22 protein-coding genes and 2 pseudogenes are annotated in these 26,970 nt (G+C 59.4%); 10 read left to right on the top strand and 14 right to left on the bottom strand.

Features of this window, described 5'->3' with window-relative positions:
• Positions 1-38: 38 nt before the first annotated feature.
• The 3 genes from AC0L3D_RS01330 to AC0L3D_RS01320 form a co-directional block, all read right to left on the bottom strand.
• Positions 39-1,262, bottom strand: a complete 1,224-nt coding sequence (locus AC0L3D_RS01330) for a class I SAM-dependent methyltransferase (RefSeq protein ID WP_473533771.1) — start codon at positions 1,260-1,262, stop codon at positions 39-41.
• Positions 1,259-2,512 (bottom strand): class I SAM-dependent methyltransferase, encoded by a 1,254-nt coding sequence (locus AC0L3D_RS01325; protein WP_287061278.1) that lies wholly within the window; start codon positions 2,510-2,512, stop codon positions 1,259-1,261. Before AC0L3D_RS01325 ends, AC0L3D_RS01330 begins: the two co-directional genes overlap by 4 nt.
• Before the next feature lie 90 nt (positions 2,513-2,602).
• Positions 2,603-2,788: a hypothetical protein gene (locus tag AC0L3D_RS01320; protein ID WP_287050109.1), complete on the bottom strand. Its 186-nt coding sequence runs from the start codon at positions 2,786-2,788 to the stop codon at positions 2,603-2,605.
• Positions 2,789-2,895: 107 nt separating this feature from the next.
• Between AC0L3D_RS01320 and AC0L3D_RS01315 the strand changes: the two genes are divergently transcribed.
• Together AC0L3D_RS01315 and AC0L3D_RS01310 are read left to right on the top strand one after the other, a co-directional pair.
• Positions 2,896-3,120: a PIG-L deacetylase family protein gene (locus AC0L3D_RS01315; protein ID WP_473642756.1), complete on the top strand. Its 225-nt coding sequence runs from the start codon at positions 2,896-2,898 to the stop codon at positions 3,118-3,120.
• Positions 3,011-5,905 (top strand): FG-GAP-like repeat-containing protein, encoded by a 2,895-nt coding sequence (locus tag AC0L3D_RS01310; RefSeq protein ID WP_473642754.1) that lies wholly within the window; start codon positions 3,011-3,013, stop codon positions 5,903-5,905. Before AC0L3D_RS01315 ends, AC0L3D_RS01310 begins: the two co-directional genes overlap by 110 nt.
• Before the next feature lie 203 nt (positions 5,906-6,108).
• Here the strand turns inward: AC0L3D_RS01310 and AC0L3D_RS01305 are convergent.
• A pseudogene (locus AC0L3D_RS01305) lies at positions 6,109-7,448 on the bottom strand (nucleotide sugar dehydrogenase).
• A gap of 325 nt (positions 7,449-7,773) precedes the next feature.
• Between AC0L3D_RS01305 and AC0L3D_RS01300 the strand changes: the two are divergent.
• Positions 7,774-8,736, top strand: coding sequence for an NAD-dependent epimerase/dehydratase family protein (locus AC0L3D_RS01300; RefSeq protein ID WP_128245266.1), 963 nt, complete (start codon positions 7,774-7,776; stop codon positions 8,734-8,736).
• Between the two features lie 23 nt (positions 8,737-8,759).
• The gene (locus AC0L3D_RS01295) at positions 8,760-10,049 is read left to right on the top strand and encodes a glycosyltransferase family 4 protein (RefSeq protein WP_473642752.1); all 1,290 of its coding nucleotides are present in this window, start codon (positions 8,760-8,762) and stop codon (positions 10,047-10,049) included.
• A gap of 800 nt (positions 10,050-10,849) precedes the next feature.
• Here the strand turns inward: AC0L3D_RS01295 and AC0L3D_RS01290 are convergent.
• From AC0L3D_RS01290 to rfbF, 5 genes and pseudogenes are all read right to left on the bottom strand, one after another.
• Complete coding sequence (locus AC0L3D_RS01290; protein WP_473530622.1) at positions 10,850-11,905, bottom strand: acyltransferase family protein; 1,056 nt, start codon at positions 11,903-11,905, stop codon at positions 10,850-10,852.
• A 167-nt stretch (positions 11,906-12,072) separates the two neighbouring features.
• Positions 12,073-12,318: pseudogene (locus AC0L3D_RS01285) on the bottom strand (IS630 family transposase); the annotation flags it as partial.
• 280 nt (positions 12,319-12,598) lie between these two features.
• Positions 12,599-12,775, bottom strand: coding sequence for a hypothetical protein (locus AC0L3D_RS01280; RefSeq protein ID WP_128245269.1), 177 nt, complete (start codon positions 12,773-12,775; stop codon positions 12,599-12,601).
• A 25-nt stretch (positions 12,776-12,800) separates the two neighbouring features.
• Positions 12,801-13,844, bottom strand: coding sequence for an NAD-dependent epimerase/dehydratase family protein (locus tag AC0L3D_RS01275; RefSeq protein ID WP_473627441.1), 1,044 nt, complete (start codon positions 13,842-13,844; stop codon positions 12,801-12,803).
• A complete protein-coding gene (rfbF, locus tag AC0L3D_RS01270) occupies positions 13,780-14,619 on the bottom strand; it encodes a glucose-1-phosphate cytidylyltransferase (RefSeq protein ID WP_077381112.1) in 840 nt (279 codons plus the stop codon). The genes AC0L3D_RS01275 and rfbF overlap by 65 nt, the downstream gene beginning before the upstream one ends.
• An 89-nt stretch (positions 14,620-14,708) precedes the next feature.
• Here rfbF and AC0L3D_RS01265 point away from each other — a divergent pair, with 89 nt between their 5' ends.
• From AC0L3D_RS01265 to AC0L3D_RS01250, 4 genes are all read left to right on the top strand, one after another.
• Entirely contained in the window at positions 14,709-15,533 is an 825-nt protein-coding gene (locus AC0L3D_RS01265) for a PIG-L deacetylase family protein (RefSeq protein ID WP_473642750.1), read from the top strand.
• Positions 15,534-16,081: 548 nt separating this feature from the next.
• On the top strand, positions 16,082-16,693 hold the full coding sequence (locus tag AC0L3D_RS01260; RefSeq protein ID WP_473627450.1) for an FG-GAP repeat domain-containing protein: 612 nt from the start codon (positions 16,082-16,084) through the stop codon (positions 16,691-16,693).
• Positions 16,694-16,848: 155 nt separating this feature from the next.
• A complete protein-coding gene (locus AC0L3D_RS01255; protein ID WP_473530626.1) occupies positions 16,849-17,601 on the top strand; it encodes an FkbM family methyltransferase in 753 nt (250 codons plus the stop codon).
• Between the two features lie 138 nt (positions 17,602-17,739).
• Positions 17,740-19,824, top strand: coding sequence for an oxidoreductase (locus AC0L3D_RS01250; RefSeq protein WP_473627439.1), 2,085 nt, complete (start codon positions 17,740-17,742; stop codon positions 19,822-19,824).
• A 155-nt stretch (positions 19,825-19,979) separates the two neighbouring features.
• Here the strand turns inward: AC0L3D_RS01250 and AC0L3D_RS01245 are convergent, their stop codons facing one another.
• From AC0L3D_RS01245 to AC0L3D_RS01235, 3 genes are all read right to left on the bottom strand, one after another.
• Entirely contained in the window at positions 19,980-20,114 is a 135-nt protein-coding gene (locus AC0L3D_RS01245; RefSeq protein WP_473627449.1) for a glycosyltransferase, read from the bottom strand.
• A 945-nt stretch (positions 20,115-21,059) separates the two neighbouring features.
• Positions 21,060-21,254, bottom strand: a complete 195-nt coding sequence (locus tag AC0L3D_RS01240; RefSeq protein ID WP_287327481.1) for a hypothetical protein — start codon at positions 21,252-21,254, stop codon at positions 21,060-21,062.
• Positions 21,255-21,265: 11 nt separating this feature from the next.
• Complete coding sequence (locus tag AC0L3D_RS01235; RefSeq protein ID WP_473627438.1) at positions 21,266-22,846, bottom strand: DUF4214 domain-containing protein; 1,581 nt, start codon at positions 22,844-22,846, stop codon at positions 21,266-21,268.
• A 272-nt stretch (positions 22,847-23,118) separates the two neighbouring features.
• On the opposite strand from AC0L3D_RS01235, the gene AC0L3D_RS01230 reads away from it, so the two are divergent.
• Complete coding sequence (locus tag AC0L3D_RS01230; RefSeq protein WP_084833738.1) at positions 23,119-24,285, top strand: glycosyltransferase family 4 protein; 1,167 nt, start codon at positions 23,119-23,121, stop codon at positions 24,283-24,285.
• Positions 24,286-24,378: 93 nt separating this feature from the next.
• Entirely contained in the window at positions 24,379-24,834 is a 456-nt protein-coding gene (locus AC0L3D_RS01225; RefSeq protein ID WP_023799568.1) for an NUDIX hydrolase, read from the top strand.
• Between the two features lie 58 nt (positions 24,835-24,892).
• On the opposite strand, the gene phnF is transcribed toward AC0L3D_RS01225, so the two are convergent.
• Positions 24,893-25,678, bottom strand: coding sequence for a phosphonate metabolism transcriptional regulator PhnF (gene phnF / locus AC0L3D_RS01220; RefSeq protein ID WP_023799567.1), 786 nt, complete (start codon positions 25,676-25,678; stop codon positions 24,893-24,895).
• Positions 25,675-26,856 (bottom strand): alpha-D-ribose 1-methylphosphonate 5-triphosphate diphosphatase, encoded by a 1,182-nt coding sequence (locus AC0L3D_RS01215; protein ID WP_287227135.1) that lies wholly within the window; start codon positions 26,854-26,856, stop codon positions 25,675-25,677. Before AC0L3D_RS01215 ends, phnF begins: the two co-directional genes overlap by 4 nt.
• Positions 26,857-26,970: the final 114 nt, after the last annotated feature.

Below are 26,970 nucleotides of genomic sequence, written 5' to 3'. Positions count from 1 at the left end.
GTTCTGCGCTTTCGTGCCGCCGCGGTTGAATTGAACTTTCATGCAACCGCAATCTCCGGTGTGAAGCCGAGCTCCGCTACGAGACTGGTGATCTCCTCGCGGTAGAGCGGGTTCATGACGATGATTGATTCGACTGGCTGGCCGCGCAACGCCTCCGGAGCAAGGACCGGAGTGGCGGTTCCTGGGGCAAAGCGACCTTGCTTGTGCGGATTCACGTCGATGATCGCGCGGATCCGATCGGCGCCTGGCACCACGTTGACGAATGTAATGCCCTTCGATCCCCCTCCCCAGACGACGGTCTGCTGGGGATTGCGCCTCGCGATGTAACCACCCAATCGCTCGATCTTGTCGCGATAGGCGCGCTCGAAATCGCGGACGAGCATCTCGATCTCGCGGCTGTCAACGGAAGTAGCGTACTTGGGGGCAGCCGGCCGCGCCTCAATGTAAAGGTATTGCTCGCCGAAAGACGTCCCTGCATCCAGCACTCGAAAGCCAGCTGTCTCGAACGCCGCGTTCAGCGAAGCGGGCGTGAAATAGGAGGCGTGCTCATAAATGAGGTCCCAGATTCCCATATCTCGGAGCGTGTAAAGGACATTCGGGACTTCAAAGAAGAACACCGTCTCCGGTCCGATGCCCGGATGGGCGCGAAGGGCGCGCAGGAATTTCACCGGCTCGGCGATATGTTCGAGAACCTGGCGGCATACCACTAGGTCCGGACGCAAATCCGCGTAGGAATCGCCGAACCAGTCGTTGATAAATCGTACGCCAGGGACCACCTCCCCCCGATTGTCCTCGAAGCTCTTGTCGAAACCGATTCCCTGCGCACCGCTGATCAAGCTTAGCCGCTTCAGGAAATCCCCCTTGCCGCATCCAATATCGACGATCGTCTTCCCGGAGAGCGTGTAGGTCCTGCTCAGGCGCTCGGCCAGCGTTTCAACAAACGCCACGAAACGGGGGGAGAAATGAAGCGAATTCTCGTAGCTTTGCGTATAACCAATGCGATTTTCCTCGAATGAGGCATTGAAGACGTGCGTGCAGCCGAGGCAGAAGGTAGTCGCAAATCTGCCGGTCTGTGCCGCGCGCGCCGATGCCGCGTCCGCACAAAGCGCGTTGCAGAGCAGGGGCAACGCTTCGAATAGCACCGAATTGAGCAGATTTCGCTGACCGCAGACCAAGCAATCGGTTCGAATGGAACCCGCCGACTGCGTCGGTCCATCGGCTTTCAGGCAAGCCATTTGCGCGCGGTCCGCCTGTTTTGTCATATGATTCTCGGCGTTGGGACGGGGAGGATGAATTTTCCGCCGCGTGCACGATACTCGGCCTGTTGATCGAGAATTTCGTCTACGAAATTCCAAGCAAGGAGAAGGACGTAATCGGGTTGCACCTCGAGAAGCGCTTCAGTCGAGCGGATCGGCAGGCGCTGTCCGGGCATATATTTGTTGTGTTTATGGACGTTGCGATCCACGACGAAGTCCACGAGGTCGCACCCGATGCCGACGGTGTTAATCAGCGTTGCTCCCTTGGCTGCCGCTCCATAGGCGGCAATCGTGGCACCCTGCGACTTTAACCGGCGCAAGAGCGTGGAAAGGTCGCGCTTCAGCGCGTCGACCTTGGTGGAGAAATCGCGGAAATAGCCGATTGCATCGATCCCGCGCGAGGCCTCATGGGCAAGTTGTTCCTTTACTGTCGCACCCACGTTCTCGCGCGTTTCCACGTAAAGGCGCAGCGAACCGCCGTGGATTGAAAGGTGCTTGACCTCGTTGAGGTAAAGCCCGTGACGGCGAAACAGCTTGTCCAGTGCAGTAACTGAAAAATAGCAAAGATGCTCGTGATAGATCGTGTCGAACTCACAATGTTCGATCAAAGGTTCGACATAGGGTGCCTCGATAACCGCCACACCGTCATCCTTGAGAAGTCGGGCAATTCCTGCCACAAATCCGTTGGTGTCGGCCACGTGGGCGAGCACGTTATTGGCATGGACAATGTCCGCGCGCATGCCTTGCGCGCGCAGCGTTTCAGCGAGATCGCGGGTGAAGAACGCACAGCGCGTGGGCACGCCGACCCTCTCGGCAGCGGCGGCAGGTCCGTCGGCGGGATCAATTCCGAGCACCCGGATTCCCGCTTCGACGTAGTTCTTCAGCAGATAACCATCATTGCTCGCCAATTCGATGACAAGGCTCTCCGGGCCAAGACCGCGACGGTTGATCAGATCAAGCGCATTCGCACGCGAATGCTTCAAGAGAGCAGGGGAGAAAGAAGAATAATATGGATAAGAATCGGCAAAAAGGATTATCGGATTCACCGTCTCGGTGATCTGGACGAGGCTGCAGTCTTTGCAGAACGCGACGCGCAGCGGAAAAATGGGCTCCGGTTCGCTGATGTCGCTGCTGGTGAGAAGGCGATCGGCCAGTGGCGTTTTACCGAACTCGAGAAACGTCTCAATGCCACTTCCACCGCAAGATCGGCAGGCCCGCTCGGTCACCGACTTCGCATCTAGGCACATCATGTCCATATCGTCCCCCTTAGCCCGGCTCAGTCTGCTTTGGCTAGAACGGGAACGAGACCAGGTGCTCGTCCAGTTCGCAATCGCGGATCAGCTTTTTCACGTGGGCGATGCGCTTGAAGCGCTCCCCTCGAACTCTTCAAGCAAAAGACCAACAGTGCCGAATGCCTCGTGGAGCTGCGCGACGCCGCGTCGGGCCGTCCATTGCGGCTTGAACGCGTGCAGGCTCTCGGTTTCCTCGGCCAGCCGTGTCCCAAATCCTCCCGCGAGGGTACCCACTTTCATAAAAGTCTTCCCCACCAACAAACACAGGCCTCGAACGCCAGTGAGTTCTGTTACCATGGGCGATCGGCGTTCAACAATGCGAGCGAACGGATGATGGAAGCGCACCAATGTGGATTAGGCGGACCTTCAGCACCATGCTTGCTAGTCAATTCCGACTGCGACTTAGGCCGTTTGAGGTAGGCGACTGGTCAGCGTCGGCTGACGTTGTTGTGCCGCATCCGGATGATGAGATGCTGGGTTGCGGTGGCGTTGCGGCCAAAAAGATTGCCTCGGGTGCCCAGGTCCGTTTGTTTTTTGTCACCGATGGCGCCGTCTCCTCACCGCGACCTTAGGCATCCTGAAACCTTGCGGACACGCGAGGCCGGAGCCATAGAAGCAGTGCATCGTCTGGGCGCATCCGAAAGTATTACATTCTTACGCCTTCCAGGCGGGGCGGCCAATCATCACGTTCATGAGATAACAAATGCGGTCGTGTCGATGTTCAAATCATGGCGGCCGCGGAGCGTTTTCGTGAACTATGCAAAGGATCCGACTTCTGATCATGTCGCCGTCAATGCAGCAGTTCGCGCGGCGCTTCGTGCTTATGGTCGCCCTGTTGCGGTATTAGAGTATCCAGTCTGGATTGGTACCATTGCGTCGTCCACCTTCAATAGCCTCGCCTGTCTTGGCGACGTTATCGGCGTAACGCGGGAAGCGCTGGCGGCGCATGCGCGCAGATGCAGCGCCTGGAGAACCAAGATGAATGGCGGACGCTGTCGGACTTGTCAGGGGGAGATTTCGTCGGGCGGTCGCTGGCCGACTACGAAATGTTCACACGCTGCGAAATCAACATTTAGCATGTTCGGCCGCCTGATCGCGGTCCTGGTGATCGGGTACACCCTCGCAAGTTGCGAGGCCGCTCGGGGACAGGGGCCTCCCGAAGAAATTCTACAGTCGGGTCTTGTTTTTGAACGCAAAGAGATTGCCCCCTATTCAGGAGACGTAAAGCTTGTTGGCGATATAGACGGCGACAGTCGACTAGATTTCGTCCTTGGCGGCTTCCCCGAGGATGCGATGTCTTGGTGGCGGTGGCCCGATCTGGTTCACACCGTAATCGCGAGGCCTCGCGTCGAGTTCACCACCGACGGAGTGCTTGCCGACATCGACGGGGACGGTGATCCCGACATCGTCACGGCCGATGGGCCCGATGCTGTCAATCTCGTCTGGTTCGAGAACCCGCGGCCGAATGGTAACCCGACCCACGGTCCCAGCTGGAATCGTCGGGAAATCGGTGCAGTCGGCAGCTGGGGCAAAGACATTAAGGCGGCTGATTTCGACGAGGACGGCCTCGTTGATATCGTCGTTCGGGCGCCTGGCCAAGTGATGATTTTCTTCCAAGAAAGCCCCAACTCCTGGGCCCGCGTGGGCTTTTTCTTCAACCTTGGCGAAGAGGGAATGGCAATTGGTGATATTGACGGCGATGCTGATGTCGATCTCGTCCTGCACGGAGTATGGGCGTCGAATCCGGGCGCAGCGGCAGCACGCGATGCAGCACTATGGCGCAGCTATGAGCTTGGTCCGTTCAATCCTGCATTCAAGGCGCTCGTCACCGACCTTGACCAGGACGGCCGCGCCGACATTCTGACTTCAAGTTCAGAGCACACTGACGACGTCGCCTGGTTCCAGCCCCTCGCCGGACCGACGGGCCGCTGGATCCGCCATGTCATTCAGCCTTCTGTCGCGGGCGCCCATACGCTGCAGGCCGCCGACATGGACGGAGACGGGGACAACGATGTCGTTGTCGGGCAGATGCATACGACTGAGGAGCGCAAGCTCGCGATTCATTACAATGTCGACGGGCGAGGAACGCGCTGGGCCCGTCAAGTGATCGACGATGTGGGTCTCCACAACGGCGTCGTCGCCGATGTCGACAGGGACGGCGATTTTGACATCTATGGGGCGAACTGGGTGGGCAACCCGCCTGTCAGAGTGTGGATCAATCGGCTGGATCCGCCTGCATCGGTCCGCCTCGACCGCTGGACCTATCATCGTATCACGAACGGGCACGTCCGCTCCTTTGGGGTCGCTTTTTCCGCCATGGATGGTGATGATCTCACTGACATCATCTCGGGTCCGTTCTGGTACCGTCAACCGTCCGAAGCCTGGAACACAGAATGGGAACGGACACCGCTTGCCGAGGGTGTGGACGCGGTCGCAGCCCTGGATCTCGACGGTGACGGGCGCGGGGAGGTCATAGCACAGCGCGGCGAAGGCAGGGCTCTGCACCTGGTGTGGCTCCATGCCGAGGACATTGAAGCGCACCGCTTTGAAGAGCACGAGATCGGAGAGGTTCCCGCCGCCAGTCATGAGCTCGGCTCTCAGGGCCATGCCCTAGCCCAGGTCGTAAAAGGTGGGAAGCCGGAGCTGGCGGTCTCGAGTGGGGGTGGGGTTTTCTATTTTAAGATTCCTGACGATCCAACAGTCGAGCCATGGCCGCGCACCCGCATCTGCGCCGAAGCGTCTGATGAAGGGATCGCATTCGCCGATATCGATGGCGACGGTCTACTTGACCTTGTCGCCACGACCGGCGATGCAAAGACGGCCGCATGGTGGCGCAATCCAGGTGACGGCTCGCCAGACTGGGAGCTTCGGCATGTTGGAAAAGTTCCTGAAATGGTCTATCCCGACCGCGTCGCGGCCGCCGATCTTGATGGCGATGGACGTGCGGACATCGTCGTGACCGAGGAAAATGGCAATGCCGACAGCGCTAAGGCGTATTGGTGGCAAAACCCCGGCGACAGCTCCTCCGACTGGGAGCAACACGAAATCACCTCGCGCGGTTCCCTTAATAGCCTTTCAGTGTCCGATATGACTGGGGACGGCAGGGCGGATCTTATCATGGGCGAGCATCGCGGCGCACTTCGCCTCTCGAGCTGGCATAATCTGGGTGGGGGACGGTTCATCGAGCAGCTGGTCGGCGAAGGGATGGAAAGCCATCTCGGAGCAAGGACGGTCGACCTCGACGGTGACGGGGATCTCGACATTGTGTCGATCGCATGGGACGCATTCGAAGCGATCCATGTCTGGCGGAATGACGCGGTCGGCAAGGATGCTGATGGCGACCAAAAGGCCCGCTGACGGTGGGAGCATCGGCCGGCGCAGCATGAACCGTAGCGAGCTCGGCCGGCTCCACCTGTTTACACGGCTGCGCCGGCGCTCATGCCTCGACGCTCAAGTCCGGGAAAATTGCGCTGCGCTGAATGAATTCATTCGCTCGGCGTGTTAAACTATTCGACGTTGTCGCTAGCAGGTTGACCAAGCCAGTGCGCAAGTCGGGACGCTCATGCCTTTACGACGTTGTCGGTGCGTGACTGACTGCGCGCACAAGCATTTCTGGTATCGAGCACCAGCTTTGCGTGCTTGGTGATGTTGTGCCAATCAATCGCATCATGATCTGTCGAGATGACAACGGCATCATACGATGCCAAACTGCTAGCGCAGATGTCCACAGAGGGGCGACCTGCCAGGTTGGCGTACTCTCTTGTTCCGGGTATCTCCGGTACGTAGGGGTCGTGGTAATCAACGACTGCCCCGCGTCGCTCCATGATGTCGATCAGCTTCAACGATGGGCTTTCTCGTGTGTCACCCACGTTTTTCTTGTAGGACATCCCGATCACCAAGATCCGCGAACCGCTCAGGCCGCGGCTCGCTCGCCGGTCCAAGGCCTCCACAAGGCGGTCAACCACATAATGCGGCATGTTCGTGTGATTTCACCGGCAAGCTCAATGAAGCGTGTTGTTACTTCGTACTCTCTTGCCTTCCAGGTCAGGTAGAATGGGTCGATCGGGATGCAGTGCCCGCCGAGGCCGGGGCCTGGATAAAACGCCATATATCCGAACGGCTTGGTCTTGGCGGCTTCGATGACCTCCCAGACGTCGATGCCCATCCTGTCAAAAATCACCTTTAGCTCATTGACCAACGCAATGTTCACAGAGCGGAATATGTTCTCGGTCAGCTTCACAGCCTCTGCCGTTGCGGTGGAGGCAACGGGAACGGTTTGCACGATGATCTGATCATACAGTTCCTTTGCAACTTGTAGGGACGATGGATCGTCGGCGCCTATCACCTTTGCAACTGTGGCGGTGGTGTGTACGTCGTTGCCTGGGTCCACCCGTTCGGGCGAATAGGCGAGGAAAAAGTCCTTTCCCAGAGAAAGATTCGTCGCCTCGAGCAACGGCTGCACGACCTCCCGCGTCGTTCCTGGCCAGGTCGTCGACTCCAGAACGACAAGTTGACCAGGGCGCAGCCGCTCCGCGATCGCACGTGCGCTGTTTTCGACGAACGACAGGTTCGGCTCCCGGTTTTTGGTAAGCGGCGTTGGCACCGCTATCAAGATCGCGTCAGGTTCGCTTAGGTCGGCGAAATCGCTGGTGGCGCGAAACCGCTTGCTGTCGACAGCCACTTTGATGGCAGCACCAGGCAAATGATCTATGCCTGTTTCTCCGCGGTTAAGAAGTGCAACCCGAGACGCGTCGATGTCGAAACCGATGACTTTGAACCCCGCGTCCAGCGAGATCATGGCGAGCGGCAGGCCAACGTAGCCAAGGCCCATGATGCCAATGGTATAGTCCCGCGTTCGGATGCGGTTAACCAGTTCCTGAAGATCTGGAGCAGTTTGCATGAGATGCTGGCAACTTTCGCTTCAATGTCGACAATAAAGGATCGCCTCAATTACCGCGGGGAAGCAGTTCACAGCAATCAGCAAAATGTATGTGCTTAGCCAGCCCCAGAGCTGAAAATAGCATGGATTGCACCATTGGGAGAACAGCCGAAATGCTTACCCCAAGCCACGTTGTCAAATAAACCTGGCGCTGCCACATTTAACTTTCAAGCGACGTCCTAAAGGATCTAGGAGCCACCTTCGCTCGCGAGATCGAAGATGTCGCGTTTGGCGAAGGGACGCACACTGCGTCAGACGATTAAACTGTTCTGTTGAGGTGGGGAATATGATGCAATCGATCCTGGTAACTGGTGGAGCGGGCAATATCGGCAGCGCCCTCACTCGCGCGTTGGTCAAGCTACCTCAGACCCAGGTGGTCGTCGCTGACAACCTGTCGACCGGAAGTCGAGACAAGGTACAAATAGACGCGGGCAATCTGACCGTAGTAAAGGCGGATGCGAACGATTTCGACGACATCTCGTCGTTGTTCTACCGTTTCCATTTCACCCACGTCTTCCACTTCGCAGCCGTGGTCGGTGTGCAGCGGACTTTGGCAAATCCGTTGCTCGTGCTGCGCGACATCACCGGTATCGAGAACGTGCTGAGGCTATGCAAGAACACCGGCGCCGAGCGTGTCTACTTCGCTTCGTCATCGGAGGTATATGGCGAGCCTTTCGAGATTCCTCAAAACGAGAGCACCACGCCGCTTAACTCTCGTCTGCCATATGCAGTGGTGAAGAATCTTGGAGAGGTCTATCTGCGCACTTTTCAGCGTGAGTTTGGACTGCCATTTACCATTTTTCGCTTCTTCAACACCTACGGACCACGTCAGAGCGAGGATTTCGTTCTGCCGCGATTTGTGCGTGCCGCCCAGCGCGGCGAGCCCCTGACGATTTACGGGGACGGTTCGCAGACCCGCACCTTCTGCTATGTCGACGACACGGTTGACGCTTGCATCGCGGTTCATCGAACGCGCGCGCACGAGAACGAAGTGATCAACGTGGGCAGCGACGTGGAAATGAGCATTCGACAGCTGGCCGAGTTTGTCATCGAAGTGCTGGGCTCGTCATCGAAGTTGGAATTCCGACCGCCCCTTGCGGAGGGCGACATGACGCGCCGCTGTCCTGACACGAACAAGATGAAGGCCATATTGAACCGTCCCCTGGTGCCGCTCGAAGAGGGCATTCGCCGCCTCGCCGACCACCTCTCCCGACCCGAAGACCGCCCTGCACTTAGAAGAGTCGCCTGAACGAGCTGACGGTGGGGAGTGACATGAAGCTCGTATACGTCGGTCAGCCGTACGATAGACTTTTTCCGCCTGTTCAAAACTCAATCGGTCTGATCGTCTACAATACGGCGCTGCGGCTCGGCGAAGGCCTGCAGATTACGCTCTATGGCAAGCATTATCGAGACGATACGGTGCCCGCGGACCTGCCGTTCGCGGTGCGGCGGGCTGCGGCGCGGCGCGACCGCGCGCTGCAGCGGATCATCCACCAGTTTCCGCGCCTGGCGCGCTGGCTGCGGCTGGATCGGAAGGCCGATGACCACTCGCAATATCGTAACAAGGTTCGTCGCTACCTCGCCGTCGATCAACCAGATATCGTCCATTTGATGAATTACTGGGCATGGTGCCGGGAACTGAAAGCAGCCAGCTCATCTCATCGGCTCGTGCTTGAGATGCAGTGTGAGTGGCTGTCACAGCGTGACCGCGATCAGGTGGCCCGTCAGCTCAAGGTGGTGGATGCTGTGGTCGCCGTCAGCGACCACATCGCAAGCACCTTTCGTTCTGCATTCCCGGACTATCCTGGCGTCGTTGCCACTGTCGGTAATGGCGTGGACGTTTCTTACTTTCGGCCGAGCGAGCAGCGGGCTTCCGCATCCACCAGAACCCGACATGTCATCCTGTTCGTTGGGCGGGTGTCGCCAGAGAAGGGGCTACACACACTGATCGAGGCCTTCAGTGAGGTTGCGACCAGGTTCGCGGACGTGGAACTTCGGATCGCAGGGCCGCATTCTCCGCTCCCGGCGGACTTCCTGACCAGCCTCTCGTCGGATCCGCGGGTTACCGCGTTGAGCCGTTTCTACGATCGCTGGGGCAATTGCAAATATCGGGAACACTTAGAAGAACTTATCGAGAGCCACGGGTTACGTGATCGAGTTCACTTCGTGGGCAACGTGCCCCACAAGGACCTCGTAGCGACGTACCATGAGGCCAACATTGTGGTGAATCCGTCACTCAGCGAGAGCTTCGGAATATCGGTCGTGGAGGGCATGGCCTGCGGGATACCGGTGGTTGGAACGCGCGTGGGCGGGATGTGTGAATCCATTCTAGCTGGCAGCACCGGGATGCTGGTCGAAGTCGATGCTCCTGGCGAACTCGCCCAGGCATTGATCACGATGCTGGAGGATACCGTCCGGGCAAGCGAAATGGGAAACGAGGGGCGCAAGCGTGCCGTCGAGCTGTATTCGTGGGAGGCGCGCGCAGAACGGCTCAAGTCCGTCTATCAGAAACTGCGCCCAGGCACGCCGGTCCATGTTTCCACAAAGATCGTGAGCCATTGAGCCTTAGCGGTGGGCGGCGATCGCCAAGTGCCTCGCAGCTTGTAGGCCGATGTGATGCTCATGCGGCGACCCTCAGTGTAGCGCTCAACCCAGTGAGCGTATCGGTCTACGGCCAACCCATGTCGGATTGAAATAGGCCCGTCAGGCCCCGCCGTTCTCTTCCGTAACGGGCGTCAGGGGCACCCAGCCCAAAGGGCGGAGAGAGGCCGAGTGAACCTGGCTGTAACGCTCCGCAATCTGTTCTCCAAATCGCAACGCATTGCTGGTGGCGAGGCGGGTGGCCTCAGGATCGTAACGAGAGGCGGCGACCCAGATTTTGCGCGGGGCGCCTACGAGCCGCCGGTCCAGCAGCTACTTGCATCGAACCTGAACGCAGGTGACGTTGTCTACGACATCGATTGCGGCGCGCCCGCGTGGGGGGCGGCAGGGCGCGCCTACGCATCTGAACCGGTGCGCAAAGCGCTGCCGCGATTGAGCAGAGCGCTCGGCCCAACAGGTCGACACCATCTGCGTGTTCGCCGAAGCGGTCGGTCCTAAGTGCGCACCGCCCACAGGTGATCTATGAACTCGACGACGCCAGGCGCGAGGGGCTTCAGCTGAAGGTCCCGGGCGATCGCGTCGTTTATGGCATCGATGGACTATGAGTAACCATTCTGCCCGCCTCCTACGCCAATGGGAACCGGCACGTCGAGCATGTGATGGCGGTCCGGCGAGCGAAACCGCGTCTATCCGACGGGCGGAGCCGTCGCCTTCGACCGAGGTCGTCTTCAAACATGGGCACCGGCCCAACGACAGCCGAACTATGCAGTGCGGAGGATCGGCAGCCGCATATGGATCGCGCGTTTCTCAACAAGATGCCAGCTGAGAAAGCCCGCGCAGACTGCTATAGGCAAGGTCAAGATCGTTAGCTGCGTAGGCGTGATTGCCGGAACATACATGATCAGTAGCTTCTGAATCGGCCATGCGTAGAGATACACGCCGTACGATATATCATTCCTTCGGTTAATCGAATTTAAGACGCTGTTCTCGTTTAGAAACGCCAAATACAGGACCAGATAACCTCCAAACACGCCCACTGCGAGTGGCGCTAGCCGTTCCGAGCACATCCCGCCTATGAGAAGGAAACAGCACAAAAGCGCTACCCGATTGCTCCTCCTCACATTCTCCTTGAGCAGCTGAAACAACGCCCCAATGGAAAATATCATCGTAAAACGTACGGCATCGTCCACGTTACCGATGGGCTCAAAGTTTCCAAGGTCGTAGCGAAAGTAAACACCCTGCGAAATGGAACTAACAAGGATTATGGCCAGTGACATTGACATGATCGAAAAGACAAGCGTAACGCGACCGAGACAGAATACCACAATTGCCACAAGCACATAACAGCGAAACTCGTATGCAATAGTCCATAGTGATCCATTAACATCTGGTGCATGGGACCCGGCAAACGCCGATCCTACCTGCGCCGGATTCAGCAAGAGCGCCATTTTGGAAAGCTTAGCCGCCCACTGGCTCGGAGATAGTTCATCAAAGTCACCGCCTCCCAGCCAGAATACCAGACTAATGCTGATCAAGTATGCCACAACAAATCCAGGAACTATACGAAGTACACGTCTGGACATGAAGGCGTAGATGCTGCTTCGCATCGCGCTGTCGAGCACGAGGAATCCACTAATGAAGAAAAATCCGTAAACAGCTACCTGGCCGGAGGTCAATGTACCGAAGATGTTCTTCAGCACCTCGCGATTCGAGTTCCCATCTATAAGTTCCGGCGAGTGGGATATAATAACAAGCGACGCAAAGAATAGCCGGAAGAAGCTCAGAGTGTTGGGCCTTCGTAAGTCGAAATCACTCATTTGATAGCCTTCGAGAAGTGATCTCTTGCGTCGGGCATTGCGATCTCAGCAAGGAGACCAGTTTTTGGGCAGAGCGCGTCAAAGTGAGCTTAGAGGCCGCCGATGGGCATTGTAAGTTCGTCCTTTGAGAGCCGAATTCATCCTTTCGAAGGTACGTGCCTCACGACCTAGTGGATTGATTCCAACGTTTGGAACCTGCGGTTTCGGGCGGCGATGATGTCATCGGGGTTGGCTTTCCAGATGAATGGTCGCGGGTTCTCGGCATTGTATTCGCAGATGAAGCGGTTAATGGCGGCCTGAAGATCGACAACGGAATGGAAGACGCCGTGCTTGAGCCTGCGCCGGGTGGGTCTGGCGAAGAAGCCCTCGACGGCGTTGAGCCAAGAGCAGGATGTTGGGGTGAAATGGACGCGGCGGCGCAGCATCTTCGCTGCCATCTGACGCAGACGACTGCAAGACTTCTTTCCGTTCCGACAAAGGATCAATTCGCAACACATGCTGGTGGCGAGGCGATGGCGTCGGGATCGTAACGCGACGCGGCGACCGGATTTTGCGCGACGCATCCAGAAAACCGGCGAAAGCCGGCGTATGGCTGGTCGGAGTTCGAGACCCTGACGGCGCGCGGGTCGGGAAGAGCCGGCTTCGGGAAAGCCGCACGCCCGGATCTCTGACGGCGAAAGCCGAATTGCTGACCTACTCGACCACGACCACACTGAGCGGAAAGACAGGCTCGTCCTCGCCGTCGTCGACCTTGAGGGAAAGCCGATCGGCAAAGGGCGTCGTGCCGAGCTTCAGGAAAGTGTCGATGTGACTTCCGCCGCAGGAGCGGCAAACCTGCTCGGTTACAGAGGCTGCACCAGCAATCATCATGGCCATGGCTCCCGGCTGTGTTTGTTCAAACCGCTACCGCTAATTGCGGCGTGCGACGCAGATCGGTATCCAGTTCACCATCTTGGATCAGCTTCTGCACATGGGCGATGCGCTTGAACCGCTCGCCCTCGAAATCCCCAAGTGCAAGGCCTTCCGCTCGAAATGTGTGATAGAGCTGTTCGATACCGCGCCGCGCTGTCCATTGCGGCTTAAACCCGTGCAGGCGGCGACCAATATAGGTGCAGTCGACGCGATAGCACCGTCTGTCAGGCCCGGCGTCGGGCGCGAACTTCACCCGGCTATCGGGAACGATCCTTTGCACCAACTCCGCGATCTCTCGAATCTGATAGTTTTCCGTGGTCAAGCCGACATTGAATGCCTCGTTGTGGACCAGCTCTCGCTCGGCTTCGAGTACCGCGATATAGGCCAGCGCGATGTCCTCCACGTGGACGATCGGCCGCCATGGCGAGCCGTCGCTCTTGAGGTAGACCAGGCCGGTCGTGTAGGCCCAGGCGGTCAGGTTGTTGACCACGAGATCGAAGCGGATGCGAGGCGACAGGCCGTATGCAGTCGACGCACGCAGGAACGTCGGGCTGAACGATTGATCCGCCATCGGGGCGACCGCTCGCTCCACATTCGCCTTCGAGGCGCCGTAAGGCGTAACCGGGTTGAAGGGAGCATCTTCAGTTAGAAAGCTGTCGCCGGCCGCGCCGTAATTGCTGCAAGAGGAAGCATACAGGAACCGCTGGACGCCGGCGGCCTTGGCGAGTTGCGCGAGCCTGACCGAAGCGCCGCAGTTGATTTCCTCGGTAAGCAGGGGTCGGTAGTCCCCCAACGGATCGTTTGACAGTCCGGCGAGATGGATGATCGCGTCGAAGCCGGCGACGTCGTCGATTTCAATGTCGCGGATGTCTTTCTCGATCGTCGGCACTTCGGCCAACGTTCCTACGAAAGTGCATGACCGGAAGATGTCGCTGTCCAGGCCCGTGACGTCATGGCCGCGTTCAAGCAGCATCGGAGTCAGGACGGAACCGATGTAACCGAGGTGGCCTGTAACCAGAACTTTCATCGATCAATTCCCATGTTTTCCAGGGCGCTTGCCCGCTGTCCCACAATTTCTGAAGGAGATGCTTTTCGCGGATGGTGTCCATGCATTGCCAGAAGGATTCGTGGCGATATGCCATCAGTTGGCCGTCAGTCGCGAGCCGCTGCATTGGCGCGTGTTCGAACATGACATCGTCGCCGTCGATATAGTCCTTTATACCCGGCTCGAGCACGAAGAAGGCGCCATTGATCCAACCCTCCGAGGCCTGTGGCTTTTCCGTGAAGTCGACAACGCGATGGCCATCGAATTCGATGTGCCCGTAGCGTGCTGGCGGACGCACCGCCGTCATCGTTGCAAGCTTGCCATGCGATTTGTGAAAGGCGATCAGTTTATCAAGGTTGACGTCCGAAACGCCATCTCCCCAAGTGAGCATGAATGTCTCGTCGCCCATCCAGTCGATCAGGCGTTTTATGCGGCCGCCCGTCAGCGTATTCAGTCCCGTCTCCACAAGATCGACGGACCAGTCAGGCAGCGAGTTCGAGTGGCGCTTGACGCTTCCCGATGCAGCATTGACAGTCAAGCTGCCATCGAATGCGACATAGTCGCTGAACCAGCGTTTGATGTATTCGCCTTTGTACCCCAACGCGACGGCGAACTCGCGGTGGCCGTAGGCATAGTAATGCATCATAATATGCCAAAGGATCGGCTTTGCTCCGATTTCGACCATTGGTTTCGGCCGGATCTCGGTTTCTTCCGCTAGCCGCGTTCCCAGTCCGCCAGCAAGAATTCCTACCTTCATTGTTTTCTCACCCCAATCGCCTACAGTGTTTTGCTACCATGCGCAGGTCGGGTTGAACCACACCGAAGAAGGGATGTTCGGAAGCATCGATGCATGACGTCAGGCATACGATTGGCGCTATGCTCGATAGAGCGATGCGTAACCGGTCTCATCCTTTCGATGTAGCAGACTGGCAGGCGTCGGCGGTCATCATTGCACCCCATCCCGATGATGAAACGCTGGGATGTGGAGGGGTTGCCAGCAAGAAGTTTAGCTCGGGCGCCGATGTCCGGTTTATTTTTGTCACCGACGGTTCGGCATCCCATGCAAATCGGGTTGACAGGGAGGCGCTGCGGATCGCCCGCGAGGTCGAAGCGATCGAGGCGGTTTGCCGGTTGGGAGGGTCGGCCGATCGGGTGAGATTCCTGCGTGTTCCCGACGGCACGGCAAAGCATCACATCGGCAAGATCGCAGAGGCGATCGCTGAGTTGCTTTTCGTTTGGCAACCGCAGAGCGTGTTCGTCACCCATGCAAAAGAGCCGCCCGCGGACCATGTTGCCACCAATCTTGGCGCCCGAGGCGCGCTGCAACTGTATGGCCGGCGCGTGACCGTGTTCGAATATCCCGTCTGGTACTGGTATCAGTGGCCCTGGGTTCGTCTGCACGATCGAGTGCTTGGATTCAATCGCACCGCATTGCGGCAGACGGTCCGGACCCTTGCCGGCTTGCGCGGCGTTAAGATGTTCAACTCCCACGCTTTTATCGGCGACGTGATAGATGCAAAACGTCACGCGCTGGCAGCTCACCGGTCCCAGATGGAGCGGCCAGCGGGACTCGACGACTGGCCTATCCTGGCGGATGTAGGTGGGGGCGATTTTCTGAATCGGCTGCTGAGCGAGCACGAGATATTCACGCGATACGAGCTTAATGCGTGAACATAGGCGGCCTGAAGCGTCTCGGGAGGAAGTCGGCGGGGCGGCCATGACCTCTTCGGGGTTCGAGCCAAAGCTGCGGTGCGGCTTCGATCCCTCTGCGACTTTACTTGCCGCCCGTTTTGGATGAACCGCCGTCCCATCCAAGACGGAGCCTCGGGTCCGTTCTGGTATCGCCGGCCGGCCGATCCCTGGCAAGGTGAATGGGAACAGGCCGGCTCGGCGAGGGAGTGGATGCGATCGCGGCAATCGATGTTGACGACGACGGACGCGGGGAAGTGATCGCCCAGCGCGGCGGGGGCGAGACACTGAACCTGGCGTGGCTTCAGGCGCAGCAGGCGTCAGCGCGGGGCTTTGAGGAACATGAGATCGGCGAGGTTCCCGCCGCCAGCCACGATCTCGGGGCAGGGCCATGCACCGTCGCAGATCGTCGAAGGGGGCCGGCCGAGCTTGCGGTCGCAAGCGGTCTCGGAGTGTTCTACTTTCCCATCCCGGCGACACGGCGGCGGGGGGCCGCTAACCCGCATTTGCCCTGAGGCCTCTGACGAGGGATCGCGTTCGCCTATATCGACGGCGACATCCTGCTTGACCTTGCGGCCACTACCCGCAACGCAAAGGAGATCGCATGGTGGGGCAATCCGGGGGATGGCTCTGCCGACTGGCAGCGCCGCGACGTCGCCAATGTCCCCAACATGGTCTATCCGGACCGCGTGGCGGTCGCCGATCTGGACGGCGAGGGACGAACCGACATCGTCGTGAGTGAAGAAAACGGGCAGGCCGACCACGCAAAGGCCTATTGGTGGCGCAATCCCGGCGACATCAAGCAAAACTGGGAGCAGCAGGAGATCACCTCGCGCGGCTCGCTCAACAGTCTTTCGGTGGCCGATATGAATGACGATGGCCGGCCGGACCTCGTCATGGGCGAGCACCGCGGCGCCCTGCGCCTTTCGCTCTGGCGCAATCTGGGAGGCGGGCGGTTCATCGAGCAATTGGTCGGCGAGGGCGTCGAGAGTCATCTCGGCGCCCGCACGGTCGACCTCGACGGCGACGGCGATCGTGAGATCGTTTCGAAGGGGTGGGATGCTCCCCAGGCCATCCATGTCTCGCGCAACGATGCCACCGTTCCATCGGACCGGGAGGCCGGGCAGGTACCCCCAAGATGAGATATGGCCCACAATCGGAGTAGCGATCAGTCGGAGGAGGTAGGAGCCGGCCAACCGGTTGTCGGGCTCGATCCCGGGCGCGCAATCTGTCACCTTCGCGGCGAGCGGCACGGGCTGGCCCCGTCCCCGAGGCGTCGAAGAATGGGAAAGAGCGCGTGACATTGACGGCAAGGTTCCTCAGCGTGTTCAGCGACGCGCGCGTCATAGCCAAGGGAGAGGCCGCCGGTCTCAAACTGGTGGCGAAGAGCGCCGACCCGAACTTTGTTCGCGGCACCTACGAGCCGCCCATCCAACAGGCGATCGCGGCAAACCTGGCGCCTGGGGACGCCTTTTTCGACATCGGCGCGAATATAGGTTTCTTCAGCCTCATCGCCGCGCGCCGCGTCGGGCCGCGCGGTCAAGTCTATGCGTTCGAACCTGTTCCCCGCAATGCCGCAGCTGTCGCAGAGAGTGCACGGCTTAGCGGGTTCGACACAATACGGGTGTTCGCCGAAGCTGCGGGCGCCACATCCGGCCGTGGCCAGCTTCTGCTCGCCCATCACATCGGCGGCGCCGCGCTTGCCTCGGCGGGAGCACCGCCGGACATCAGCGGCCGCCTGGAGGTCAGCATAGTCGCCGTCGACGATGCCATCGCCCAGCGAGGCCTCAGGCCGCCCTCGCTGGTCAAGATCGACGTGGAAGGCGCCGAAATTGACGTCCTGGGCGGTATGACGGAAACACTGCGGCGACACCGTCCGAAGGTGATTTATGAGGTAGACGATGCAACGCGCGAGGGGCTCGACCGCAAGGCCCGACAGATCGCGGAACTCCTGACTGCTGCAGGCTACGCATTAAAACCGCTGCCAGCCTCCTATGGCAATGGGGAATGGCGGGTCGAACACGTCTTGGCGCGGCCGGTGGGCGCTTAAGAACTATCTTCGCGGGCGTCATGCGAGACAGCAAGCCTGATCAATGGGACAGCGAGGCAGTGCGCGACTTCTGCCCAGGACTGCGAAACGTCATTGATGCCTTGAAGAATCTCGTACGACGACGTGAGGAGGGTCTTGTTGTTGCACCGTCATGACTGGGTAGAAACTGCTGAAGAGGCTGGGTCCGGCGTTGCCCGGCCGGAGGTTCTTGTCGCAGACGATTTTCAAGATAAACGCGCCCGCGGTGCGGTAATTGGCACCTTGGCAGTCAAGGGAGGTGTCAGGCGAGGACGTGACATCGAACGCCAGATCGCGATCGATCACGGCGCACTTCGTTTCCAGCCGCTCGTCAGGCCAGGTTGGGGCCGGCAAGGGATCTCCTATGGTCCCTTTCAGCGAGAGGCTGGTCTGGTGCTATTGGTCTCGATCACCAACGGCCACAACACATCGCAGGGATCGCCATTGCCTGATGACCTCGCCAGGCGGCTCTACCGTTGGTTGCGAGGACCCGGCATTGACCCATGGCCCGGCCGACTGGTTGCCCTGATACGTGCGCCACGAAAGAGGCTCACCCTTCGCCGTTTTTGGTGGTGGACGCTTAGCACCTCCAGAACCTACCGGGGATCGAACATCGACGAGAACCTGGCTGTCGGCTGGTTCCCCAGTGAGGCGCCGATTAATCCCGTGGAAGAGGGCTGCGGCTTTGTCGTGCATGCCGCAGAAGGCGAAAACGGCGAGCTGTGGGCTCGTGTAGGAAAGCAATGCCTGAGTGCGTTTCGGCGCCTAAAGAATGTTCATGTCTATTATGTCGTGGCGTTGCGAGAGCAGGGCGCTGTCTATTATGCGGCCGCCGACCAAAAAGCCCACGGTCTTGCCGCTTTTCCGATGATGCGTCCGATCGCGATCGATCCTTTCAACAAGGACGAAAAGCTGTTTGCGGGTGTTCATTCTTCGGCACTTGGCCAGATCGGTTTTCGGGTCGACACACGCGTCCAAGCGGTCCAAGTCGGGCGGATACCTCAATTTTCGACGCTGTTTGGCACCGCCCACGCCGCCGATGCACTCGTCGAAGGCTGGCCGGGGCAAATCGCTGCAATCGGGGGGCGGTGGCATTTTTCGCAGGACGCTGGCGATAACCTATCCGTCGTCGATCCTGGTCGCCCTTCAGGATTGATCCACGGGCTGCTGGCAATTGGCGCCGTCTCGGATGTGTGTGGTCTTGTTTGTCGGTTTCGGGACAACGACAATTTCTGGGTGCTGAAACTGTCGACGCTCGGATGGACCTTGGTGCGCAAGCAATCGGGCAAAGAGATTACGATCGCGACCGGTACGGAACACGCTTTGCGCAGCTGTTCTACCCATTCGGTCCAGATTCTTGACTGGAACGGTCAGGTGAGCTGCTTTCTTGACGGGGTTCGCCTTTTCGAAGCGTCTGTCAATGCCGATTCGGTCGAGAACGCTACCGGAGTAGGTATATGGAAAAGCTTCGATAGCGAGCCGCGCTGGCATAATTTCGAGGCTCATCCTTGCGAAGTTCCCATCCCATTTATGGCGCCTCTGGGGGCACCTTGGAACCAACTCGGAGCAACCCTGTCCTATGCCGACGGTTTTACCGGTACTGCCGGCGAACTAGATCGCCGCACGTCGGAGCTGGGCGACGGGCAATGGGCCAGAACACTGGGCACCGGTGTCATTGACGTTGATGGGCTGGGCAGCGCGCGTGTGCGCGCGAGCGTAGACAGACCGAACCCAGGTCGAACATTTTATTCGCTGCCATGGGACCTACCGGGATTCGCCGATCTCGAGGCCACAATCGAGCCTCCTGGGGAGCGCCGAGGACAAGATCAGCGCGGCCGGGCAGGACTGCTTTTCTGGCAAGACAGCGACAACTACGTTTGTGTCACGACTTGGCTCGACGACGTCTACCAGGGTGCATCGATTTCGGTGTTCATCAAGCGGCTCGGCTTTGAGGAACTTTATGACGCGGTTTGGACAAATGTGGCGGACAAGGTCGTTTGGGGAAAACCTTTTCGCATGCGCGTTGCGTTCGACGGAAATCGGTTTGCAATCTTGATCGACGACGAACTGGTGATGCAGCGAAGCCTCACCGATATCTATCCCGACGATGCCGCCCTTCAAATTTTGCGGGTCGGACTCGCCGTCAACTGGGAGTGGGGAGATGACACGGGCTCGGTGTTCACGTCGTTCAAGGCCCGGCGCTGAGCGAAAGAGCGGTTTCGCTTTCCAAGCCATGAACGGTTGGATGACGACGGCCTCATCGTACAGGTCCCGGGTCGACTGGGCTATTTTTTCCCCCGAATAGAGATCGGCGACCCGCGCGGCTTCCTGGCGTCCCAGGTTCGCCGCCCGCCTGCATATCAAGAAAGGCCGATGATATGGGCTGCAAGCGCTTCCGGGTCATTCTTTTCAACCACAACGCCATCGCCAGTCGATTCCACGATTTCGGTCATGCCGCTGACGCGAGTGGCTACGAGAGGAGTACCATTCGACAGCGCCTCGACAGGCTCATTCCGAAGGACTCGCTGAGAGATGGATTATCAGAAGCGTTGCTTCGGCATATCGCGCGGCCATTCTTCGTAGGGCAGGGTGCCAACGAAGCTCAGAGTGGGATCACGCGCAGCGCGGCATAGTAGGGACCGGGGTATGCGCTACCGTTGTGGTAGAAGCGAGCGAGATCGCAGACTTCGCGGTCCACTCAGGTCAATCAGGAACTCACGAGGAAGCGTTGCCGATGGGGCCGACGATCTCGCGGCGGGACTTCAGGACAGGCCGCGATAACGGTCTGCCAAGCTTCAATCAGCGTGTGAATGCCTTTTCGGGCGACACACGGCCAACGAATAATACTTTTCCTGGTATTCGCGCTACGGCGACGTCCTGGTTCGCGGGGGCGCTCCATTCGGCAGGACTGCGAAAATTGTGCCCATTTCAGCAAAGCACGTGCGCCGCCGTCACGACATGTTCTGAGCACCGACGGTGAGATCGCTGGCGCGAGGGCTCGGTTCATCGCGTGGCGGTCAAGTTCTGCAAGCCAGTCACAATGCATGTGCAACACGATTGCTGCTTGCGGCGCCCCCTATCGAATGGCGGGCATGCGGAAAATTCTGGGTGTGGACCACGTCGGGCGATAGACGGCGTATTGTCCGAATGGCTTGGGCGAGAAAGTCGAATGCGTAGAGACTTTGTGCCACCAACGGCGACCGCGGCCAGGGGCGTGACCGTGTCAAAAGGCTAGCTCAGGATTACGACTTTCATCGAGCCCGCAGCCTATGGCGCTGGTCCATTTTTACGAGCGTCTCCAAATGCAGTTTGTCCAACGCGGCCGCGATGGCACCGGCGGATATCCAGATTGTGCAGTAATCACAACGCCTGTCGCCGCAAGGAGGCAGAAAGCCGAATCAAGATGCATGGGATCGATTTCCTCCCGCTGGATAATGGCGTCAGGTAGACCCCTCGTTTACCGGAGCAGCCAGAATATTGGGCACCACCATGGCGAGCGCCGCAATCCCGAACGCCTCGGGGCCAAGGTGCCGCGCCAGCACCACAAATACACCGAGCATAGCGATCTGTCGGCCCCAGCTATCGACTGCGGCCCAAACAGCGCCAGTCACGACCTGTCGGCCAAAAAAAATCATTGGACCGCCAGCTAAGGCTCGTTGGCAAACAGAACCGTGTGTCTGGAGCGAAACTCATACGAATGGATCAATTCCGCCACGATCTGTTCTCCACTCGCCTTGTCGCTGTCCAGTTTCGACACGTAAGCAGAAAGTCCCTGGCCGTCTGGCTCCCGTCCCAGCAATGTCCGATAGAGAAGGGCCACGTATTGCGCGTTTCCAAGCCCAACCGGCTGATTGTCAGTCCTGAATTCGACCGAAAGCAACATCTTCGTCAGTAATGGAACGATCGATGGATCCTTCTTCATCGCGATGACCTCGCGCCACTGCTCGGCCGGAGACGGCATGCGACGCAGGACCAGGCAGTAAGCATATGCAATCTGGTTGGCGTGGTTGAAGACAGACTTGTCGAACGCATCAAGCGAACAGGGGTGAAATGCCCCGATGCCGGGAACGCGGGGCACCGACATCTGGTCAGCAGGCGGCAAGCTCTCCGTCGCGGCCATTGACGAGCTCGAGCCTGCATTGCCGTTCGCAATGGTCCTCTTTACGGCATCGTATGCCGGCTTTCGCCCGCTCGGCGCCCATAGCCCTTCGCCGCGCTTCTTCAGGCGCACGAGGCCCATAAAGGCCTCGTAGCTTGGCGCCCAGTACGGCTCGTCGAGCAGTTCGTAGATATGGGCAGCTTCCAATCCATATGGAGATTGATATCGGCGCAGCAGCGTCATCGTCTGGACTAGAGCGTCCGCCTGCTGCTTTTCCCCTCGTTGGCTGCCCCCGGCATAGTTGAATTCGGTCAGCCAGATTGGACGACCGAGAGTGGCCAGGAACTTGAATGCTTCCTCGGGGTCGCCCTCGTAAAGGTGCCAGACCGAGATATCCCATCTGATGCCGTCCTGCAGCATGCGGGTGAACGCTGCGCGGTGGCCCCAGCCGGCCGTTCCCATTGCTTTTCGTATGGTCGGATCCACTGCGATGGTTGCATCCGACAGGCCGCGCAGCACTGCGCTTGCCTTTGCCCAGCGCGGACTGAAATAGTCGGACGTCTCGGTGCCGCCGGCAGGGCCCCAGGAGCAGTTGTATTGGATTCCGTTGTCCTGCATCTCGCAGGGCATCAGGATGGCGTAGTTCTCCATCTCGTTGCCAAGCTCCCAAACGCGGATGTCGTCCTTGAAGCGGGATACCAGTGTCGACGCGAGATCGTAGGCTTGCGCATAGAGGTCATCGACGGTCCCATTGTCGAGGTCCAGGTCGGGCGTGATTACCGGCAGGATCTGGACTCCGCGCTGCTTGCCCGCCTTGACCAGTTCGGCAAGTTTGTTGGCGCTGTCGGCGCTGGAAATGTTGACCCGATACGACTTCATGCCGAGGTCGCTGACATAGTCGAGTTGCTGTTCGATCGATATCCCGGGATAGGCGTTGAAGGGATGGCCGTTGACCCCCCAGAGCAGATCCGCTGCGCCCGAAGCTGTCATGCCAAGCAGGCATGCCAGGGCTGTCCAAAGACGTCTGGTCGCGGCGACGGCCCGTCCAACGGAGCCTGGTTGCAATGGATTGGTCGGGCGCTGCATCAGCGCGAACTTGCCTGTTTTGCGCCGGACATCATGCGGCATCACTCCACTCGCTCAACTCGCCTGACATCCATCCGAGCACGACGATTGAGATCTGCCGCGCTGCCCAACGCAGTCTATCAAAACCGCGCCACGCAGAACCTCACACATTTGGCGTAAACGCCGATGATTGGCCTCGCCATTCGGATGAGAGCTGCCGGGAAGCCTTTTCGGGCAAACGACCGGGTACGTCCCAAAGGCCAGGATGACCCTGCTGTCCTGGTCGTCCAAAGTCGTGCAACTGAGGCATGGCGCTGGTGACCAAAAACCCTGTGATGGCACGACATTGGACAATCAACGGCCGTTTTCTCGCGCAACCGACCACCGGAGTTCAGCGGTACGCACGCGAGATCGTTTCGGCGCTGGACGCCTTGATCGTGGGCCAGGCTGCCTTGACACGGGATCTCACGGTCGAGTTGCTGGTCCCGCCGGGGGCGCTTGACAAATTGCCCCTGGCAGCGATCCGTGTCCGGACTGTCGGCAGCTTTGGCGGGCATTTATGGGAACAGGCTGTGCTTCCGGCCTGTCTTCGCGGCGGGCTGCTTAGCCTCTGCAATACGGGCCCTTTGACGGTTCGTCGACAAGTGCTGTGCATTCACGACGTCAATACACGGGCATGCCCGCAGAGCTATTCATTTCCATTTCGGCTTCTCTACCGCACCTTGGTTCCTGCCTTGGGCCGGGCCGCGCATAAGATTACGACGGTATCGAAATACTCTGCGGGTGAACTGGCGCGCAATGGCGTGTGCCCGGCGGCAAAGGTCGAAATTGTAGGCAATGGGCATGAGCATGCGTTGCGATGGGCTCCTTGCCACTCGGAACAAACACTGGCAGTGGCCGGCCCTGGTACGATCGTCGTGCTTGGCAGTTCTATCCCGCACAAAAATGTCGGCTTGATCATCGGCATGCACGAGCGTCTTGCCGCGGCGGGGCTGCAGATTGTTGTTGTCGGCGCTTCAACGTCCCGCGTTTTCGCCAGCAGCGGCGACCAGAAATCGCCGAACGTCATTTGGCTGGGAAGAAGGTCGGACGCAGAACTCGGCGCGCTTCTGCGCGATTGCCTATGCCTCGCGTTCCCCTCCTTGGTCGAGGGTTTCGGGCTGCCGCCCCTCGAAGCTATGGCACTGGGATGTCCGGTGGTCATGTCGGACCGTGCCAGCCTCCCCGAAATCGGCGGCGATGCGGTCTTGTACGCATCACCTTGCGACGAGAATGCGTGGTTCGATTGTTTTATGCGCCTGGTCCACGAAGAAGGCCTCAGAACCAAATTGATCGCACGCGGTCGCGCCAGGGCGGCGCGATTTCAGTGGGCCGCGTCAGCTCAGCGCTATCTGGAGCTGATGGCCAGCGTGGATGGATTTCCAGAAGTGCCGCCACCACCGCCTGGGGTAGTCGAATGCAATCCGAATGAGCGACTTGCGGCGGCGGCTAGTATCAATTGAGGTATCTCGAGTCTAACGGCATCTGCCATTCAGGCGCATCATTCCCGTTCAGCCTGCCTGCGATGACAGGCTGGATTCCGGAGGCATGAGGCGATGGCGAAAAGAAGTGCGGGCATCCTGCCTTACCGCAGATCGACCAACGAATTGCAGGTGCTGCTTGTCCATCCGGGCGGGCCGTTCTGGCAAAGCCGCGATCTCGGCGCATGGTCGATCGCAAAGGGCGAGTATGGTGATGACGAACAGCCGGAAGCCGCGGCGCGTCGCGAATTTGAGGAGGAAACCGGCTGGGAGCTCTCGGGAGCACTGCTTCCGCTAGGGGAACTGCGCCAGCCCGGCGGCAAGCTTGTTACGGCCTTCGGCGCCGAAGGCGATTTCGATGCCGGCACCTTGCGCAGCAACATGTTCGAGATGCGATGGCCGCCGCGCAGCGGCCGCATGCAGACTTTTCCTGAGATCGATCGCGCAGGGTGGTTCGGCCTCGAAATGGCCCGGGAAAAGTTGCTTGTCGGCCAGCGGCCTTTTCTCGACCGGCTTGTGGTGTCTGTCTAAGGGTCGACCCAATTGCCCGACTGACGTCCTCAACTGGTCGTGTTGACATGCGCCATAATCAGAAGACGAATTCGACGGATGTCAGCGGCCAGCAGCCGCGGGTCCATTCGATTGGTACGCCGCTGCGGTCCTCGTTGACAGCATTGATGCGGAATACTGGCGTTCCGGGCGTCAGCCGCAGGATTTCCGCTTCATCGGGGGATGCAAAGCCGCCACTGATGCGCGTCTCGGCCCGCCGGTAGTTGTCGATGCCATGCGCGCGGAAAACATCGGTCACCGACTGACGCACATCGTATCTCTGCTCGAAGTCGGGGAAGAGATGCGCCGGAAAGAACTTGGTATTGACGTAAACTGGCTGCTTGTCCGACGTTCTGATCCGGCACAGCCGGATAATGGTGGTGTCAGGTGCGAGACGCAACCGTTCCACCACGGCCGCTTCGGCCGGTTCCCGGACGATCAGCAGCGTATTGGTGCCGATTTCCTGGCCGTGGGCTTCGAAATTGTCGAGAAAGCGCTGTCCGTCGCGAACAGTGAATGTCGAGGGCAGGTTTCGCACGAAGATACCGACGCCCTTGCGGGCGGTGAGGTGGCCCTCATGCTGTAACTGCTGCAGCGCCCGGCGAAGCGTAATGCGGGTGACCGCGAATTTCTCTGCCAGATGCGTTTCTCCGGGAAGCTGGCTGCCCGGCGCAAGACTGCCGCTCTCGATCAGATCGAAGATGTGATCGTAGATCTGCTGCCAGATCGGCGTATCGTTGCGTGGCCGAAAGACCAGCCCGTCAAAGGCCAGAAGGCGATTGCCATTGCGCTCGTGTGGTATTGAAATTTTCGTGTCCAAGTTCATGAAACCTTATCCACCGGCGACCGCTGTGCAGACCATCGGTCTGTGCGGGACAGCCCGGAGCTATAGACAATTTGTCCATGGACCATGGTGGCCACCACACGCGGATGCTCTGGATCGCCAGCATCGACCAGGATCAGATCCGCCCGGCGGCCGGCAACAAGCGAGCCGCGATCGTCGAGGCCGGCCACCCGGGCCGGGTTTGCCGAAACCAGATTCCAGATCGAGGGGAAGTCGCCGGCGTCTGGCGAAGACAGTCTGAAGGCCGCATGCAGAGGCGAAGGGTAGTGGTAATCGCTGGTCAGCACCGTGCAAAGTCCGGCTCTGACGGCCTCGGTGGCATTTAGCGCTCCATTATGGCTGCCGCCGCGCACGACGTTGGGCGCGCCGAGGATCACGTCCTCGCCCATTTGCCGCGCGGCCTTGGCTGTTTCGAGCGTTAGCGGAAATTCCGAGGCCTTTGCGCCGAGGGCGCGAAAATACATGCGTTCCTCGGGAGACGCTTCGTCATGGGCAAGAAGCACATTGCCATTGGCCCGCGCAGTTGCGGCCAGCTTCCCGATCGCGATCTCAACCTCGGCGCGGCGGGACCAAATCTGGCCGAGCAACGTCATGTATTGCTCGCGGCTCAAGCCAGACCGCTCCGCCATCTGACCGATCTTGCGGGCAATCGTGCCGTTCAGCACCGACCCCGTCGTGTGATCGTTGACGGCGATGATCGGCCGTGGCCAAAGCGAGAGCCATCGTACGACCTGCGCCATCTGATCAAGCGCGAAGGTCTCCCAGCGCAGATGCAGACGCGTATCGCAGCCAAGGCTATCGCGGAGATCGCAGACCGCGCCGATCAGCTGTTTGGCAGCGTCGAGCGACCGAAGTCCAGGCTCCCACGACACCGTGACGCCGTGAAAGGCCGTGGTTACGCCATTGGCGACAAGCTGGCGGTCCGTATCTTTCAGCGCCAGCGCGGTGTCGAAGCGGACACCGGGCCGCGGCATGATCTGGCGCTCGAAGCCGTCGCCGTGAATATCGACGATCCCCGGAAGCACGAGCAGACCATCGGCATCGATTGTGGAGGCATGGGCCGCTCGCAGCTCTGACAGGGCGCCGCCGGTGACGCTCAGGTCCGCGGTTTCAAGTCCCCGTTCGGTTAGGATGCGACCACCCTGGATGTGCCAGTTCACTGTATCCCTCAAAAAAGCAAAGGCTGCCGGTGGCGCCGGCGAAATGTCACGAGCACGTCATCTGCTGCGTATACGGATTAGCGGGTAACAGTTTCCTGTCTATACAGCAAAGGA

The organism is Mesorhizobium sp. WSM4837, assembly GCF_055811435.1.
Note: the sequence above shows the minus strand (reverse complement) of the source record. Positions and strands in the feature narration are given on the sequence as shown.